The organism is Kitasatospora sp. NPDC094028, assembly GCF_049543595.1.
GTDB lineage: Bacteria > Actinomycetota > Actinomycetes > Streptomycetales > Streptomycetaceae > Kitasatospora.
The window spans coordinates 151,209-167,147 of record NZ_JBMVFA010000005.1; the positions used below are offsets into that span (position 1 = coordinate 151,209).

Below are 15,939 nucleotides of genomic sequence, written 5' to 3' on the forward strand. Positions count from 1 at the left end.
TGCCTCCAGCGGCGCGAACAGCCCGCGCCCTACCGAAACGGACCACCGTGATCAAGAATTCGATCCGCCGCGGCCTGGTCGCGGTCGCCGGCCTCGCGCTCTCCACCGCCGCACTGACCGGCACCGCGCAGGCGTCGACCACCGCCCCCTGGCTCGGCTACGGCTACACCACGTCGGGCGACGGGGTGAAGTGTGTGCAGCACCTGGTCAACGACTACCGGCGGGCGGCCGGCCTGGTGGACATCACCGAGGACAGCCAGTGGGGCCCGCAGACCGACGACGCCGTGCGGAACTTCCAGCAGGTGATCCTGGGCAGCAGCCAGGCGGACGGCATCGTCGGCCCCGCGACGGGCAGCAAGCTCCTGAACTACGACTGGAACGATCCGGCGGCCGGGCCCAACGGCTACTGCCAGCCGTTCGTCCCGACCTACAGCTGACAGCCGCACGTGGGAGTGCCGGGGGCAGTCCCACCGTCATTCGCTGATCACCGTTGCGCCGGACCGGCGGACGGACACCCGTACAGAAAGAGGAACACCATGCGGATCGGACTCAAGAAGCTCGCGGCGACCGGCGCGGTCGGCGTCTCCATGCTCACCATGTCGATGGTCGGCGCCACCGGTGCGCACGCCGATTCCCAAGACGGCTGCCCCTACCCGTACGTGTGCGTCTACAACGGCCCCAGCAGCAGCACGATCGTGGCCGAGTTCCGGGACATCACCGGCTACTACCAGAGCACCTACCACGGGCCGGGCTTCAGCGTCGTCAACACCCGGAACCAGGACACGGTGTGGCTGCGCATCGACCTCGGCGGGGGTTCCATGGACTACGAGTGCCTCACCAACGCGAGCCAGCCCAACAACAGCCTCGCCTCGATCGGGACCCTCACCGGCATCATGATCACGTCCAACACCAGCTGCTGAGGGCCGCCCCGGCAGCACTCACGGCGCGATGGCCCGCCGCGCCCGCCGGCCGCGGTCGGCGTCGTCTCCCTGTGCCCCGGCGGTGAGCCGGGGCACAGGGGCGCGTGGCCTCAGGCGATGAAGTGGTCGAACTCGCCGGCCTTGGCGCCCTTGATCCAGGCGTCGAGCTTGCGGCGGGTGGTGGTGACGACGAGATCCGGGTTGGTGTTCTCGCGGATGTAGACGTTGTCGCCCTCGGAGGCGATTTCGAGGTAGTTGGGGGTGTTCTCGTCGACGCCGCTGGGCTTCTGCCAGTCGAGGTGGGACAGGTCCTTGGTCACGATCTCCGCCTTCCTTGGGGTTTCCGGGCTCCATGATGGGGCAGCGGGGGCGGTGCCGGACGGCGGGGCGGGTGTGGAGGTGTCGGAGCGGACGATCCGGGAATTGATCAGACGTCAAGTCATTGACCGGTACAGCGAAAGCCCGGTCCGGCCGCCCGGGGCGGTCGTTTCGGTCATGTCAATTCGTACCGGTCGATGTGCTATTCCATTGGGGCGTCAGTCGTTCCTACACTGAAGCCCCGCCGCACGGGGGCTGCGGGAACCAGGTTGCCTACGGGCCCGGGGGAGGCGCGTGTGAACGACCGTGGCTGGGACGAGGACGACGCCCGGCCGTACTTCTTCCTCTCCTACGCGCACACCCCGAAAGCCGGTGCGCGGGGCGCGGGTGATCCGAACCACTGGGTGCGGCAGCTGTACCGGGACCTGTGCGAGGCGGTGCTGCAGCTCACCACCGCGCCGGCCGGGGTGCCGGTCGGGTTCATGGACGAGTCGATGCACCAGGGCGAGCTGTGGGCGGAGCGGCTGTCGGCCGAGCTGGCGACCTGCCGGGTGTTCGTGCCGCTGTACTCGCCGCGCTACTTCAGCAGCGTGCCGTGCGGCCAGGAGTGGCACGCCTTCACCCGGCGCCCGGTCTATCCGGCGACGATCGACGCGGAGCGCACCAGCGGCATCGTCCCGGTGCTGTGGGCGCCGATGAGCCGCTACCGGCTGCCCAAGGTGGCCAGTGAACTGCAGTTCAACCACGCCGGGTTCGGGCCGGACTACGCCACCGAGGGCCTGTACGCCCTGATGAAGCTCACCTACTTCCGCTCCGCCTACGAGCTGGCCGTGCACCGGCTGGCGGCGCGGATCGTGCAGGTGGCGGAGGAGACCGTGATCCCGGTCGGGCGGCGGCTGGACTTCAACTCCCTCCCCAGCGCCTTCAACGTGTCCGCCCCGACCAAGCAGCTGCGGATCTCCGTCCTCGCCTACCACCAGGGCGAGTTGCCGACGGACCGCAACCCGGACTTCTACGGCGCCCGGCGCACCGACTGGCACCCCTACCGTCCGGCCGGCTCGCCGATCGCGCAGCACGCGGTCCGGCTGGCCCGGCAGTTGGGCTTCCAGCCGACCGTGCACGAGTTCGACGACGAGGTCGAGTCGATCATCGACGGCAACGCCGAGGCCCCCGGCCTGCTGCTGCTGGACCGCTGGGCGCTGCGCGACCCGCGGCGGCGCGAACTGGTCCGCCGCTTCGACCGCTCCGACGCCACCTGGGTCGGCGTCCTGGAGCCGTGGAACGCGGACGACCCGGAGTGCGCCGAACGCGACACCGAACTGACCGACCTGAGCGACCAGGCACTGCGGATCAACCGGCGCGCCAGCCGGCCCAGCTTCCTCGGCGCGACCGGTCCCACCGGGCTGCACACCCTGGACGACTTCGACGACGCGCTGCCCCGGGTCGCGATGAAGGCCAAGTACGCCTTCGAGGGCCGCACCCGGGCCGAACCGGAGGAGCCGGCCACCCCCCGCCCGAGCCTGCGGGACGCCTTCCGCCGCCCGCCGGGCGGGCCCGGCGGCAACGGCGAGGACCCCTACCGAGACGACGACCCGTACCGCGACGACGGCGATGACCCCGAGAACGGGACGGCGCCCCTGGGAGGACGAGGACCCCGATGAGCGAGAACCGCACCAGGAACTTCCGCATCGGCGCCGCCGAACTCGCCGCCCAGCGCGAGGCCGAGCGGCAGGCCGAACGCGACGCCGCCGAGCAGGACCGCCACGGCCGGATCATCACCTTCTACTCCTACAAGGGCGGCACCGGCCGCACCATGGCGCTCGCCAACACCGCCTGGATCCTGGCCGCCAACGGCTTCCGGGTGCTCACCGTCGACTGGGACCTGGAGGCGCCCGGCCTCGCCAAGTTCTTCCACCCCTTCCTCGACCCGGCGTCCCTGGCCGGCACCACCGGGATGATGGACCTGATCGCCGAGTACCGGGAGGAGGCGCTGCGCCCGGTCGAGCACGCCGAGGGCTGGCACCTGGACTTCGCCCGGGTGCACCCGCACGCCATCTCGCTGACCTGGCCGCACTTCCCGGCCGGCGGCAGCCTGGACTTCCTCTCCGCCGGGCAGTTCAACCGCGACTACTCCGAGGCCGTCACCCACCTCGACTGGGACATCTTCTACGACCGCTTCGACGGCGGGCAGTTCTTCGACGCCCTCAAGGCCGACATGGCCAAGCGCTACGACTACGTGCTGATCGACTCCCGCACCGGCCTGTCCGACATCGCCGAGATCTGCACCGTGCAGATGCCCGACGACCTGGTGGTCTGCTTCACCCTCAGCGACCAGTCCATCGACGGCGCCTCCCGGATCGCCCAGCACATCCACGACCGCTACCGCGAGCGCGGCATCCGCATCCTGCCCGTCCCGATGCGCATCGACGAGGGCGAGAAGGAGAAGGCGGACGCCGGCCGGGCCCTCGCCCGGGTCCGCTTCGACGGCCTGCCGTCCGGCTTCGGCGGCGAGGAACTCGCCCAGTACTGGGGCTCGGTGGAGATCCCGTACCGGCCGTTCTACGCCTACGAGGAGATCCTGGCCACCTTCGGCGACCAGACCGGCACCCCCACCTCCATGCTGGCCGCCTGCGAACGCCTCACCTCGATGATCACCGAGGGGCGGGTCAGCGGCCTGCCGGCCGTCGACGAGGAGGTGCGGCTGCGCTACGTGGACGCCTTCACCCGCCGCCGCCCGTCCGTCCCCGCCGACCTCTACCTCTCCTACGTCCCCGAGGACCGGATGTGGGCGGACTGGATCGAGTCCGTGCTCACCCGGGCCGGCTTCCGGGTGCTGCCCCGCGACCTCAGCGCCGGCACCGACCCGCGCGAGGAGACCGAGCGCGGCATCGACTCCGCCTACCGCACCGTCGCCGTCCTCTCGCCCGCCTACCAGCGCTCCCCGCAGGCCCGGGCACTGTGGGAGTCGGTGGTCAGCTCCGACCCCTCCGGGACCCGCCGCCAGCTGCTGCCCGTCCGGGTCGGCGACGTCCGGCTCACCGCGCCGTTCAGCAACCGCAACCCGGTCGACCTGGTCGGCCGCGACGAGGCGCAGTCCGTGCAGAGCCTGCTGCGCGCGCTCGGCCGCGGCGACGTCGCGCTCGCCGACGCCCCCAGCGGCGGCCCGCGCTTCCCCGGCAGCAAGCCCAGCATCTGGGACGTCCCGCCGCGCAACCCGTCCTTCACCGGCCGCTCCGCCGTCCTGGAACAGCTGCGCAACCAGCTGCGCGGCGGCATGGCGGCCGTGCTGCCCACCCCGCAGACCCTGTACGGGCTCGGCGGCGTCGGCAAGACCCAGGTGGCGCTGGAGTACGCGCACCGCTTCATGTCCGACTACGACCTGGTCTGGTGGATCGACGCCGAACAGACCGAACTGGTCGCCCCCGCCCTCGCCGACCTCGCCCGCCGGCTGCCCGGCCTGCGCGTCGGCGACTCCGTCACCGAGGCCGCCGAGGCCGCCCGGGAGGCGCTGCGCCGCGGCGTGCCCACCTCCCGCTGGCTGCTGATCTTCGACAACGCCGACGAGCCCGCCGAGATCCGCCGCTTCTTCCCCGGCGGCTCCGGCCACATCCTGGTCACCTCCCGCAACCAGGCCTGGACCGGGCACGCCGAGGCACTGGAAGTCGACGTCTTCACCCGCGGCGAGAGCATCGAGCACCTGTGCCGGCGCGCCCGCAGCCTCTCCCGCACCGACGCCGACCGGGTCGCCGAGGCGGTCGGCGACCTGCCGCTGGCCGTCGAGGTCGCCGCCGCCTGGCTGGACACCACCGGCACGCCCGTCGACACCTACGTCGCCCAGCTGCACGCCGAGGCCGCCCGGGCGCTCGCGGTCGGCAGCCCCGTCGACTACCCGACCCCGGTCGCCGCCACCTGGAACGTCTCGATCGCCCGGCTGCGCCAGCAGTCCCCGGCGGCCGTCCGGCTGCTGCAGCTGTGCGCCTTCTTCGCGCCCGAGCCGATCTCCATGAACCTCTTCTACAGCGACCAGATGATCCGGGCGCTGGTGCGCTACGACGCCGACCTCAGCGACAAGTTCATGCTCGGCAAGGTCATCCAGGCGATCGGCCGGTACGCGCTCGCCAAGGTCGACGCCGGCAGCAACAGCTTCCAGGTGCACCGGCTCGTCCAGTCGGTGATCCGGGCCGGCATGAGCGAGGACGAGCAGGAGATCGCCGTCCACGAGGTGCACCGCATCCTCACCGGCGCCCGGCCCGTCCTCGGCGACACCGACGACCCGGCCAACTGGCCCGCCTTCGACGAGATCTGGCCACACCTGTCGCCGTCCAAGGCGCACAACTGCGACGAGGCCGACACCCGCCAGCTGCTCATCGACCGCGTCCGCTACCTGTGGAAGCGCGGCGAACTCGACCGCGCCCGCGACCTCGGCCACGCCCTCGACGCCGAGTGGACCAGCAAGCTCGGCGACGACGACCGGCAGACCCTGCTGCTGCGCTTCCAACTCGCCAACGTGCTGCGCTCCCAGGGCAACTACGCCGAGGCGCTGGCCCTCGACGAGTCCACCCTGGAACGCCAGCGCGCCCTGCTCGGCGAGCACCACCCCTACACCCTGATGACGGCCGGCTCGCTCGGCGCCGACCGCCGGGCGCTCGGCCGCTTCCAGGCCGCGCTCGACCTCGACCAGGAGATCCTGGAGCAGTTCCGCGAACTGTTCGGCGACGACAACCCGCGCACCCTGTCGATGGCCAACAACCTGGCCATCGACTACCGGCTGGTCGGCAACAGCGAGGCCGCCCGCGAACTCGACCAGGAGACCCTGGACCGGCGCACCGCCGTGCTCGGCCCCAAGCACCCCTACACCCTGTCCACCAAGTCCAACCTCGCCCGCGACCTGCGCGAACTCGGCGACTACCGCGGCTCGGTGGACCTCCTCCAGGAGGTCACCTCCGACCTCGGCGACGTCCTCGACCCGGACCTCCCGGAGAACCTGCGCAACGCCAAGTCGCTCGCCGTCTCACTGCGCCGCACCGGCCAGCTCGCCGAGGCCCGCCGGATCACCAAGGAGACCTACGAGCGCTACCTGGAGCGCTACGGCGCCGACGCCCCCGACGCGCTCGCCTGCGCGCTCAACCTGGCCGCCGACCACAGCGCCTCCGGCGACAAGGAGGCCGCCCGCGACCTGTGCGCCACCGTCTTCGAGGGCCACCGGCGGCTCTTCGGCGACGAACACCCCTTCACCCTCGCCTGCGCCAACAACCTCGGCATCTACCTGCGCGGCAGCGGCGACGTCGCCGGGGCCATCGAGCGCGGCCGGCTCACCGTCGAGGGCCTGACCGCCTCGGTCGGCGCCGACCACCCTTACACCCTCAACGCGATCATCAACCTCGCCAACGCCTACGGCGACGACGGGCAGATCCGGCTCGCCGAGGAACTGGGCCGCACCGCCTACGCCGGGCTGTGCGCGCGCTACTCGCCGCAGCACCCGGACGCGGTCGCCTGCGAGGCCAACCTCGCGATCACCCTGCGCACGGCCGGCCGGCACACCCAGGCCGCCGAACTGCGCGCCCGCGCGATCGCCGAGCTGATCCGGCAGTTCGGCGAGGAGCACCCCAACACGGTCTCCGCGCGCGGCTGGAAGCGGATCAACCGGGACCTGGAGCCGCAGCCGGTGTGACGGCGGGGGCGCGCCCCGGAGTTCACGGGCGCGCCCCCGGGGGGCGGGTACGCTGCCGAGCCATGACCATCGACCCGCCCCCGGTCCTCGTCACCCGCCGCCTCGCGCCCGGGGTGATCGACCGGCTCACCGCCCAGTACGCCGCCACCTGCCCGGAGACCGACCGGGCCATGGACCGCGCCGAACTGCTGGCCGCCCTGCCCGGCCGGCGGGCCGTGCTCACCACCCTCGACGACCGGGTGGACGACGAGTTCCTGGACGCCGCCGGGCCACGGCTGGAGATCGTCGCCAACCACGCGGTCGGCCACCACAACATCGACCTCGCCGCCTGCGCCGCCCGCGGCGTCCGCGCCACCCACACCCCCGGCGTGCTCACCACCGCCACCGCGGACATGGCCTGGGCGCTGCTGCTCGCCGCCACCCGCCGGCTCGGCGAGGGCGAGCGGCTGCTGCGCTCCGGCACGCCGTGGTCCTGGGCGCCGAACTTCCTGCTCGGCCTGGAGCTGGCCGGCGCCCCGCTCGGCGTGCTCGGCATGGGCCGGATCGGCCAGGCGGTGGCTCGCCGGGCCCGCGCCTTCGACATGCCGGTCAGCTACCACAACCGGAACCCGCTGCCGCCCGGGCAGGCCGAGGACGCCGACTGGAAGCCGCTGGACGAACTGCTCGCGACCTCCACCGTGCTGGTCGTCACCTGCCCGCTGAGCGACGCCACCCGGCACCTGCTGAACGCCGAACGGCTGGCCCTGCTGCCGCCCGGCGCCGTGGTGGTCAGCATGACCGCCGGCGTGGTGGACGAGGAGGCGCTGGCCGCCGCCCTGGAGTCCGGCGCGCTGTTCGCCGCCGCCGTCGACAACTTCGAGCACGAGCCCGCCGTCCCGGCCGCCCTGCTCGCCCAGGAGCGCGCGGTGCTCGCCCCGCACCTGGGCAGCGCCACCGTCCGCACCCGGCAGGCGATGGGCGGGCTCGCCGTGGACAACATCCTCGCGGCGCTCGGCGGCGGCGAACCGCTCACGCCGATCAGGACCTGAGGACCCGGGCCTAACCCGCCGCCCAGGCCAGGGCGGTGGTCATCACCCGGAACGCGCCGAAGTGCGCCGCCCCGGGCTCCAGGAACAGCTCGGAGCCCGGGATCCGGTCGGCCAGCCAGCGGGAGTGGTCGACCGGCGAGAACTGGTCGTCCGCGCCGTGCCACAGCCAGGTCGGCACCCGGATCGCCCCGACGTCGAACCCCCAGTCGGCGGTGAACGCCAGCACGTCGTCGATCCAGCCGTCCGCGCCGTGCCGGAACGCCTCCCGGTAGTTGCTCTGCAGCATCCGCCGCAGCCCGCTGTCCGCCACCACCTCCCGGTCGGCGGGCGAGAGTTCGGTGCGCAGCCCGTTCAGCAGCCGCACCGGGTCGTCCTTGATCTGCCGGGAGCGGAACTCCATCGCGTCGGCGATCTGCTCGTGCCCGCGCTCCGCCTCCCGGTAGGCGCGCACGTTGGACGGCGTCATCCCGGCGTACCAGTCCAGCCCGGACGCGTTGCGCGGCGCCAGGCCGACCAGCACCGCGACCCGGCTCACCCGCTCCGGCAGCATCGCCGCGCAGGCCAGCGCGTGCGGGCCGCCGCCGGAGCGGCCGAGCACCGCGAAGTCGTCCAGCCCGAGGCTGTCCGCGATGGTGCGCACGTCCTCGGCCGCGGCGGACACCCGGCGGCCGAACAGCCGGGTCGAATCGCCGTAGCCGGGGCGGTCGTACGAGATCAGCCGCACCCCCAGCCGGTACAGCACGGTGCTGCGCGGGTGCGGGCCGACCCTGCTGCCCGGCATGCCGTGCAGCAGGAACACCGGGCGGCCGCGCGGGTCGCCCAGGGACTCGACGGCGAGGACCCTGCCGCCGGCCGCATTCACCATCCGTAACGCCACGCGCTGCCTCCTCAGTGTTCGCGGTCGGTGGTGGTGCGGATCTCCCGTCTGGCCTGCCAGGTGGTGTGCTCCCGGGACACCGCGTCCTCCGCGTCCCGGGCCAGTCGGGCCCACAGCTCCTCGGCGTCCGGCGACGCCACGTCCAGGGTGGTGAGCTGGCGGCGGATCAGCTCCAGCTCGTCCGCGGCCAGGGCGTACGCGGCGGCCAGCGGACGGTACTGGCGCAGCTGCGCCCACGCGGTGACCGAGGCGGCCACCGCCGAGACCGTGCCCAGCGCGTCGTAGGTGTACGCGCCGAGCGCCCGCAGCACCGCCAGCACCAGGCCGAGCGCCGGCAGCAGCACGCCCAGCACCCCGGCCCAGTGGCCGGCCCGGGCGCAGTAGCGGGCCTTGCTGCGGTACCAGTCGTGCTGCACCTGGATGCGCTCGCGCAGGTACACCTCGCGGCGCACCGCCAGCGGCCGCGCGCGCAGCTCGCGCATCCCCTCGGTGATCCCGGCCGGCTCGGACTCGGGCTCCGGCATCACCCGGCTGCCCCGGAACGCGCCCAGCACGCCGCCGAGTTGGAAGCGGTACAGGCCCTCGGCGTCGGGCAGGGCGCGCGGCGGCGGCCGGTAGGCGTCGGCCCGCACCGCGTACTTCCAGGCCAGTGTCTTCACCGACTCGGCGGCCGCCCGGCCCTCGTACCAGAGGCCCTGCGGGTTCTGCCGGCTGATCACCACGGCGAGCGTGATCGCACCCAGGTAGGCCGCGGCGGCCGGCCAGGCCCACGGCTCGCCGTCCGCCGAGCCGGTCGCGGCGGCGACCACCAGCAGGACCAGCTCCCAGGCGGAGAGCAGCACCGAGCGGCGCTGCCCCCGCAGCGAGGCCGAGTCGGCGGCCCAGAAGAAGCCGGGCAGCAGGTCCCGCTCGCTCACCCACCCCGTCCGTCCAGCCCCAGACGCCATGCTCGGCCCCCACCCGTCGCTCCGGTCGCTCCGCTCTCCTGCCCCGGGCGGCTCCCCGGTACGCCTGACCGGGCCGGGGGCGGCCCGCATTGGCCGGGAAGGCACGGTGATTCGCCCAGATCAGCGCGCCCGGCGCGGCGTTAGTAGGAGTAGTAGATCCGGTCGGCGTTCTCGGTCATCTGCCGGGCGTTCCACTCGGTGCCGCCGGGGACGTTCCCGGAGCGGAACAGCGGCGGGGCCGGGCGCTCCCCGGCCACCGCCAGGTCGGCGAGGCGGCCGACCGCGGCGGCGACCACGGCCTGCATGATCGCGCTGGTCACCACCGTGGACACCGGGCCGAAGCCGGTGCCGGCGCCGGGGTGGCTCAGCTCGGCGTCGCCGACCGCGATCTTGCTGTCCAGCACCACGTCGCAGTGGTCCTTCAGGTAGGTGCCGGAGGGGTGCGCCGAGGGCACCTCGCCGGGGTAGGCCAGCGAGGTCAGCCCGATCACCTTCATCCCGCGGTCCCGGGCGTACCGGGCGAGCTCCACCGGCATGACCTGGCGGCCGGACAACGAGATCACGAACAGCAGGTCCCCGGTGGTCGCCGGGGTGAGGTCCAGGGTGCTGGTGGCCAGCCCGGACACCCGCTCCAGTGCGCTGGCCAGCGGCGCGGGCATCCCCGTCACCCCGGCCATCCCCGGCACGTTCAGCAGGTTCACGGGCACCAGCCCGCCCGCCCGGTACACCACGTCCTGCGCCGGCAGCGAGGAGTGCCCGGCCCCGAAGGTGAACACCCGGTGACCATCCGCGATCGCCTCCGCGAGCAGCGCGGCCGCCGCCTCGATGGTGTCGGCCTCCTCCTCGCGGACCTTCTGGAGGTGCGCGACCGCGGCGTCGAAGTACCGGCCGACCAGGTCGTTCATCTGTTGCCTCCGCTCTCTGCCGGTGAGGGCGCCGGCCGGGTGGGGCGCGCCGGGAGGGTCCGGGCGCCGATGGAGAAAGCTACGGCCAGCACCGTGTCGTCCGGGCGGCGCCGCTGTCAACAGCGACGAAAAGCCCTCCCGCGGGCCCCGGGCGGGCCCGGTTGTCGGCGCCGTACGTCAGAATTGGCGGTGAGGACACCGAGGAACGGAGCCAGCGGCGATGTCTGGGCTGATCGACACCACTGAGATGTACCTGCGCACCATCCTGGAGCTGGAGGAAGAGGGCATCGTCCCGATGCGCGCCCGGATCGCCGAGCGCCTGGAGCAGAGCGGCCCCACGGTCAGCCAGACGGTCGGCCGGATGGAGCGCGACGGCCTGCTCCAGGTCGCGGGGGACCGCCACCTCGAACTGACCGAGGAGGGCCGCCGGCTCGCCGTCCGCGTCATGCGCAAGCACCGGATCGCCGAGTGCCTGCTGGTCGACGTGATCGGGCTGGAGTGGGAGCAGGTGCACGAGGAGGCCTGCCGCTGGGAGCACGTGATGAGCGAGACGGTCGAGCGCAAGGTGCTCGCCATGCTCGGCCACCCCACCCAGTCCCCGTACGGCAACCCGATCCCGGGCCTGGACGAGCTGGGCGACACCAAGGCCGAGGGCGAGGGCTTCGACGCCGCGCTCGTCACGCTGGACACCGTCAAGCCGGGCGACGCGGGCGCCAGCGTGGTGGTCCGCCGGATCGGCGAGCCGATCCAGACCGACGCCGAGCTGATGAGCGCGCTGCGCCGGGCCGGGGTGCGGCCGGGCTCGACGGTGCGGGTGAGCACCGGGGTCGGCGGCGTGCTGGTCGGCACCGGGGACAACGCGGCGGAGCTGGGCAAGGACATCGCCCAGCACGTGTTCGTCGCCCAGGCCTGAGCGGGGCCCCGGCTGATCGAACGGAGAAGGCCCGCCACTCGCCCCCAGCCTCCGGCTGGGAGGTGCCCCCACATGGCGGCGGGCCTTTCCGTCCTCCCCGTTCCCTCCCGTTCCCTCCCCGCCCCCCTCCGGTTCCCCTCCGGTTCCCCTCCGTCCCTCCCGGTCCCCTCCGATCCCTCCCGTCCCTCCCGGTTTCCCCGCCACCGCCGCGCCCGGCTTCCCCGTCCGAGCGCCCCTCCGGCGTTCCCCACACGTCGTCATTCCTCCCCTCGGCCGATCATGGCAATCCTTGAGCGCTGTCACTCGTACGGGGGGCTTCCCCCGTCTGACCAGCGGGTATCTCCGAGCCTTATCCGCACATGCGTATGACGGGCCCCGCCTCCGGTGGGAGGCAAGGCCCGTCACTCGCGGCGCGTGGTGTCGCGCCGTGCGCACCCTCACCCGATAGGCGTAGGGCGGCCGTTCAGGGGCGGCCGGATCCGTCCACGCGCCGGGGTGGGCACCGGTGGGCTGATCGGACCAACGGTCAGACCGTCGCCGGCTGGGCGGGCTGCGGGCGCTGCGCCGGCGCCTCGCGGCCGCAGGCGTACGCGAGCGGGCTGATCAGCTCGGCGGCGTCCGGCAGCCAGCGGTTGAGCGCGGAGGGGGAGCGGGCCCACTGGGCGTAGCCGGTGGAGCCGATCCGGGACGGCGGGGCGATCGTCCAGTCCCCCTCGCCGCGGGCGACCAGGTCCAGCCGGCCGGGCGGCCAGCCGAGCTTGCGCAGCATCTCCGGCAGCTTGGCCGCGACCCCGGGCAGCACCAGGAAGTGCAGCCGCCGCCCGACCCGCCCCGGCGAGGCGGGCAGCACCACGACCGGCCCGAGCTGGAGGTCCATCCGCTCCATCCGGGCCAGCGCCAGGCAGCCGGCCGTCTCCGGGACGTCCAGGACGTCGAAGGACCGGCCGGTCGGCAGCAGGATCGAGGCCTGCGGCCGCTCGGTCCACCAGCGCCGCACCGCGCCGGGGCCGGCGCTCGCCTTGCGGGCCCAGTCCGCGTCCAGCGGGTGGGCGCCGGGCAGCGCGCAGCGCGGGTCTCCGCAGGAGCAGCGGGCGGGCCCGTCGCCGTCGACCAGCCAGGCGCCCGGGGTGACCTCCCAGTGGCGGTTCTCGGCGTAGTTGACGGCTTCGATCAGCAGCGGGGGCAGGCCGGCGTTCTTGCCTTGGTCGGGGGAGTCGGGGGAGTCGGGGATGTCGTCCACGCGCTGCTCAACTACCGTGTGTGGGGCTGGTTACGGCCGGGTGGGGACCGGTCGACCGCGGTCCGCCAATGTCACCCGATCCGGTTACCCGGCCCGGTCGGCGCCGGACGCCGGCCGGCTGCCGGGAGGCGGTGCGGGGCCGCGCGGACGGCCGCGGACCGGATGCGGCCCGCATCCGGACCGGCCGCCGACCGGATGGGGGTCGGGCCGGGCGCAGCGGGGGCGCACGGGAGCATTCCCCAGGGCGCAAGGGGGGTGCGGCCCGTCACCGTGGGTATCCCGCTGGCGTTGCTGATCGCTAACCTGGTGTCAGATTCCTTGGACGGTCGGACAGTCGGCAACAGATCAGCAGAATCGTCGCCCGCCGGCCGGGACCGGAGGGTGTGGGGAGGCGAAGCCCAATGGCCGCGAGACCACTCGTCGCACGACAGCCCAACGAGCGCCTGCAGCAACTGATCCAGGAGGCCGGCTGCTCCAACGCGGGGCTGGCCCGGCGGGTCAACCTCTGCGGCGCCGAGCACGGTCTGGACCTGCGCTACGACAAGACCTCCGTCGCCCGCTGGCTGCGCGGCCAGCAGCCGCGCGGGCAGGCGCCCGCCGTGATCGCCGAGGCCCTGGGCCGCAAGCTCGGCCGCAGCGTGTCGGTCGAGGAGATCGGCATGGCGGACGGCAAGAACCTCAGCTCCGGCATCGGGCTGCAGTTCGCGCCGACCCTGAACGCCGCCCTGGAGCAGGTCTGCGAGCTGTGGCGCAGCGACGTCGGCCGGCGGGACTTCCTGACCGGGGCGACGGTCGCCGCCTCGGCGCTCGTCGAGCCCAGCCGGGACTGGCTGATCACCCCGCCCGACCCGATGGTGGCCCGCGCCGGCGGCCCCCGGGTCGGCCCGACCGACGTGGCCGCGATCAAGGCCACCACCGCGATGCTGGTCGACCTGGACCACCGCTTCGGCAGCGGGCACGTGCGCCCGGTCGTGGTGCACTACCTCAACTCGGTGGTCTCCGGCCTGCTCGGCGGCGCCTACCGGGAGGAGACCGGCCGCCAACTCTTCGCCGCCGTGGCCCGGTTGACCGAACTCGCCGGCTACATGGCGGTGGACACCGGGCAGCCCGGCCTGGCTCAGCGCTACTACATCCAGGCGCTGCGGCTCGCCCAGGCCGCCGACGACCGCGGCTACGGCGGCTACGTGCTCGCCGCCTCGATGAGCCACCTCGCCGCGACCCTCGGCAACCCGCGCGAGATCGCCCAGCTCGCCCGGGCCGCCCAGGAGGGCGCCCGCACCGTCGCCACCCCGACCGCGATGGCCATGTTCTACGCCGCCGAGGCCCGCGGCCACGCCCTGCTCGGCGACGCCCGCTCCTGCGAGGCGGTGTCGGCCAGGGCGCTGGAGATGATGGAGAAGCGCCGCCCGGAGGACGACCCGGACTGGATCGCCCACTTCGACGACGCCTACCTCGCCGACGAACTCGCCCACTGCCACCGGGACCTGGAACAGGCCGGCCAGGCCGAGCACTACGCCCGCCGGGCGCTCGACCTGCACCCGCCGACCCGGGTGCGCCGCCGCGCCGTGGACCTGGTGCTGCTCGCCACGGCGCAGCTGCAGCAGCGGGACCTGGAGCGCGCCTGCGAGACCGGCGCGCAGGCGGTGCGGCTGCTCAGCGGGCTGCGCTCGAACCGGGGCGTGGAGTACCTGGACGAGTTCCGGCGCCGGCTGGAGCCCTACCGGGAGCAGCGGGTGGTGCGCGAGTTCCACGCCAGGGCGGACGCGGAGGCGGCCTGACGGCCGTCCGTGCGGGGAGCGTGAACGTTCCGCCCACGTGGTCACCCGGTGAGGCGAACCGGTAGCGTGGGCGCGACGTCCAAGGAACTGTGATGCTCCCAAGAACCGACGAGGTGTGGTCCGCCGACAGCGCGCGGTCGTGCACAGGTGAGGAATCGCGTTGAGCCAGCGCCGCTCGTACCCCAACTCGGGTGACTTCAACCTGGACGACCTGTTCCGCCCCGAGCCCGGCCAGCAGCAGGGCCAGCCCGGCCAGCCGGCCCCGCAGGCGCCGCAGGGCCAGCCGGGCCCGTACGGCTCCCCGCAGGGCCAGGTCGGGGTGCCGCCGGTGGGCCAGCCGTCCGGGCAGCCGGAGTACCTCGGCGACGGCGGGTACGCCCCGCAGCCCGGCTGGGGCGGGGCGCCGCAGCCCGGTTACGAGCCGGCGCCGGAGACGCAGCACCTGCCGCCGTACCCGGCCGCCGACCCGCACGCGGGCGGCTACCCGCAGGCCCAGCCCGGCTACGGCGTGCCGCAGCAGCAGGCCGCGCCCGGCTACCCGGGCTACCCGCAGGCCCAGCCGCAGCCCGGCTACCCGGCGCCCGGCCACCCCGGCCCGGAGCGCGTGCCGGACTACGGCCAGGACTACGGGCCGGACCACGGCCCCGGCACCGACGACACCTACGCGGGCCGGCCGGCCAAGGGCGGCCGCCCGTCCAACAAGCTGGTCCTCGGCGGCGTGGTCGCGGGCTGCGCGGCGGCCGGGATCCTGGTCGCCGTCCTGATGAGCGACGGCGACCCGAAGACCGACCCGAAGACCACTCCGGTGGCCGCGAGCAGCAGTGCCGCCCCCGGCCCGGCGACCGCCAGCGGCTCGGGCGCCGCCGTCGACCCGGCGGTGAAGGCGCAGGCGCAGCCGCTGTCGGACCTCCTGGGCACGGCGAGCGACAGCCGCAGCTCGGTGGTGTCCGCGGTCGCCTCGGTGCAGAAGTGCGACAAGCTGCCCGACTCGCAGCAGGCGCTCACGGCGGCGGCCGGGAAGCGGCGCGAGCTGCAGACCAAGCTCAGCCAGCTGAAGACGGACAAGCTGCCCGGCGGCCAGCAGCTGGTCGACCAGCTGAACGCGGCCTGGACGGCCTCGGCGCAGGCCGACGACGAGTACGCGGCCTGGGCGGGGGACGCGCAGGGCGGCTGCGACCCGAAGAAGCAGGACAACCAGCACTACAAGAACGCGGTGAACTCCAGCGGCACCGCGACCACCGCGAAGAAGCAGGCCTCGCAGCTGTGGAACACGATCGCGGGCCAGACCGGCCTGCCGACCCGCAGCGACGGCGACCTGTAGGACGGCCGGGAGCGCCGGTGG

The 15,939-nt window shown here is 73.8% G+C and carries 13 protein-coding genes; 8 read left to right on the forward strand and 5 right to left on the reverse strand.

Features of this window, described 5'->3' with window-relative positions; translation table 11 throughout:
* Positions 1–47 precede the first annotated feature (47 nt).
* On the forward strand, positions 48–437 hold the full coding sequence (locus tag ACPC54_RS10780; RefSeq protein ID WP_498963490.1) for a peptidoglycan-binding domain-containing protein: 390 nt from the start codon (positions 48–50) through the stop codon (positions 435–437).
* 99 nt (positions 438–536) lie between these two features.
* Positions 537–920 carry a hypothetical protein gene (locus ACPC54_RS10785; protein ID WP_498963492.1) on the forward strand — a complete coding sequence of 128 codons (384 nt, stop codon included), beginning with the start codon at positions 537–539 and terminating at the stop codon, positions 918–920.
* A gap of 110 nt (positions 921–1,030) precedes the next feature.
* Here ACPC54_RS10785 and ACPC54_RS10790 read toward each other — a convergent pair whose 3' ends face one another.
* Entirely contained in the window at positions 1,031–1,240 is a 210-nt protein-coding gene (locus ACPC54_RS10790) for a DUF397 domain-containing protein (protein ID WP_498963494.1), read from the reverse strand.
* Between the two features lie 294 nt (positions 1,241–1,534).
* On the opposite strand from ACPC54_RS10790, the gene ACPC54_RS10795 reads away from it, so the two are divergent.
* From ACPC54_RS10795 to ACPC54_RS10805, 3 genes are all read left to right on the forward strand, one after another.
* Positions 1,535–2,899 carry a TIR-like protein FxsC gene (locus ACPC54_RS10795; RefSeq protein ID WP_498963496.1) on the forward strand — a complete coding sequence of 455 codons (1,365 nt, stop codon included), beginning with the start codon at positions 1,535–1,537 and terminating at the stop codon, positions 2,897–2,899.
* Positions 2,896–6,909: an FxSxx-COOH system tetratricopeptide repeat protein gene (fxsT, locus tag ACPC54_RS10800; protein ID WP_498963498.1), complete on the forward strand. Its 4,014-nt coding sequence runs from the start codon at positions 2,896–2,898 to the stop codon at positions 6,907–6,909. Before ACPC54_RS10795 ends, fxsT begins: the two co-directional genes overlap by 4 nt.
* Positions 6,910–6,971: 62 nt before the next feature.
* Positions 6,972–7,937, forward strand: coding sequence for a 2-hydroxyacid dehydrogenase (locus tag ACPC54_RS10805; RefSeq protein ID WP_498963500.1), 966 nt, complete (start codon positions 6,972–6,974; stop codon positions 7,935–7,937).
* A 10-nt stretch (positions 7,938–7,947) separates the two neighbouring features.
* Here the strand turns inward: ACPC54_RS10805 and ACPC54_RS10810 are convergent, their stop codons facing one another.
* The 3 genes from ACPC54_RS10810 to ACPC54_RS10820 form a co-directional block, all read right to left on the reverse strand.
* Entirely contained in the window at positions 7,948–8,802 is an 855-nt protein-coding gene (locus ACPC54_RS10810; RefSeq protein ID WP_498963834.1) for an alpha/beta fold hydrolase, read from the reverse strand.
* Between the two features lie 23 nt (positions 8,803–8,825).
* Positions 8,826–9,731, reverse strand: coding sequence for a DUF4231 domain-containing protein (locus tag ACPC54_RS10815; RefSeq protein WP_498963502.1), 906 nt, complete (start codon positions 9,729–9,731; stop codon positions 8,826–8,828).
* A 170-nt stretch (positions 9,732–9,901) separates the two neighbouring features.
* The gene (locus tag ACPC54_RS10820) at positions 9,902–10,666 is read right to left on the reverse strand and encodes a sugar isomerase domain-containing protein (protein ID WP_498963504.1); all 765 of its coding nucleotides are present in this window, start codon (positions 10,664–10,666) and stop codon (positions 9,902–9,904) included.
* A 220-nt stretch (positions 10,667–10,886) separates the two neighbouring features.
* Here ACPC54_RS10820 and ACPC54_RS10825 point away from each other — a divergent pair, with 220 nt between their 5' ends.
* Positions 10,887–11,579, forward strand: coding sequence for an iron-dependent transcriptional repressor DtxR (locus tag ACPC54_RS10825; protein ID WP_498963506.1), 693 nt, complete (start codon positions 10,887–10,889; stop codon positions 11,577–11,579).
* 526 nt (positions 11,580–12,105) lie between these two features.
* Here ACPC54_RS10825 and ACPC54_RS10830 read toward each other — a convergent pair.
* Complete coding sequence (locus ACPC54_RS10830) at positions 12,106–12,810, reverse strand: bifunctional DNA primase/polymerase (RefSeq protein WP_498963836.1); 705 nt, start codon at positions 12,808–12,810, stop codon at positions 12,106–12,108.
* Between the two features lie 410 nt (positions 12,811–13,220).
* Here ACPC54_RS10830 and ACPC54_RS10835 point away from each other — a divergent pair, with 410 nt between their 5' ends.
* Both ACPC54_RS10835 and ACPC54_RS10840 read left to right on the forward strand, forming a co-directional pair.
* The gene (locus ACPC54_RS10835; RefSeq protein WP_045692381.1) at positions 13,221–14,597 is read left to right on the forward strand and encodes an NsdA family TPR-like regulatory protein; all 1,377 of its coding nucleotides are present in this window, start codon (positions 13,221–13,223) and stop codon (positions 14,595–14,597) included.
* A gap of 160 nt (positions 14,598–14,757) precedes the next feature.
* Entirely contained in the window at positions 14,758–15,918 is a 1,161-nt protein-coding gene (locus ACPC54_RS10840; RefSeq protein ID WP_498963509.1) for a hypothetical protein, read from the forward strand.
* The last annotated feature ends 21 nt before the right edge of the window (positions 15,919–15,939 follow it).

What these genes read in the sequence shown, in the direction of transcription:
- ACPC54_RS10785 (WP_498963492.1), top strand. Translation starts at nt 537, where the DNA reads ATGCGGATCGGACTCAAGAAGCTCGCGGCGACCGGCGCGGTCGGCGTC.
- fxsT (WP_498963498.1), top strand. Translation starts at nt 2,896, where the DNA reads ATGAGCGAGAACCGCACCAGGAACTTCCGCATCGGCGCCGCCGAACTC.
- ACPC54_RS10805 (WP_498963500.1), top strand. Translation starts at nt 6,972, where the DNA reads ATGACCATCGACCCGCCCCCGGTCCTCGTCACCCGCCGCCTCGCGCCC.
- ACPC54_RS10810 (WP_498963834.1), bottom strand. Translation starts at nt 8,802, where the DNA reads ATGGTGAATGCGGCCGGCGGCAGGGTCCTCGCCGTCGAGTCCCTGGGC.
- ACPC54_RS10820 (WP_498963504.1), bottom strand. Translation starts at nt 10,666, where the DNA reads ATGAACGACCTGGTCGGCCGGTACTTCGACGCCGCGGTCGCGCACCTC.
- ACPC54_RS10825 (WP_498963506.1), top strand. Translation starts at nt 10,887, where the DNA reads ATGTCTGGGCTGATCGACACCACTGAGATGTACCTGCGCACCATCCTG.
- ACPC54_RS10835 (WP_045692381.1), top strand. Translation starts at nt 13,221, where the DNA reads ATGGCCGCGAGACCACTCGTCGCACGACAGCCCAACGAGCGCCTGCAG.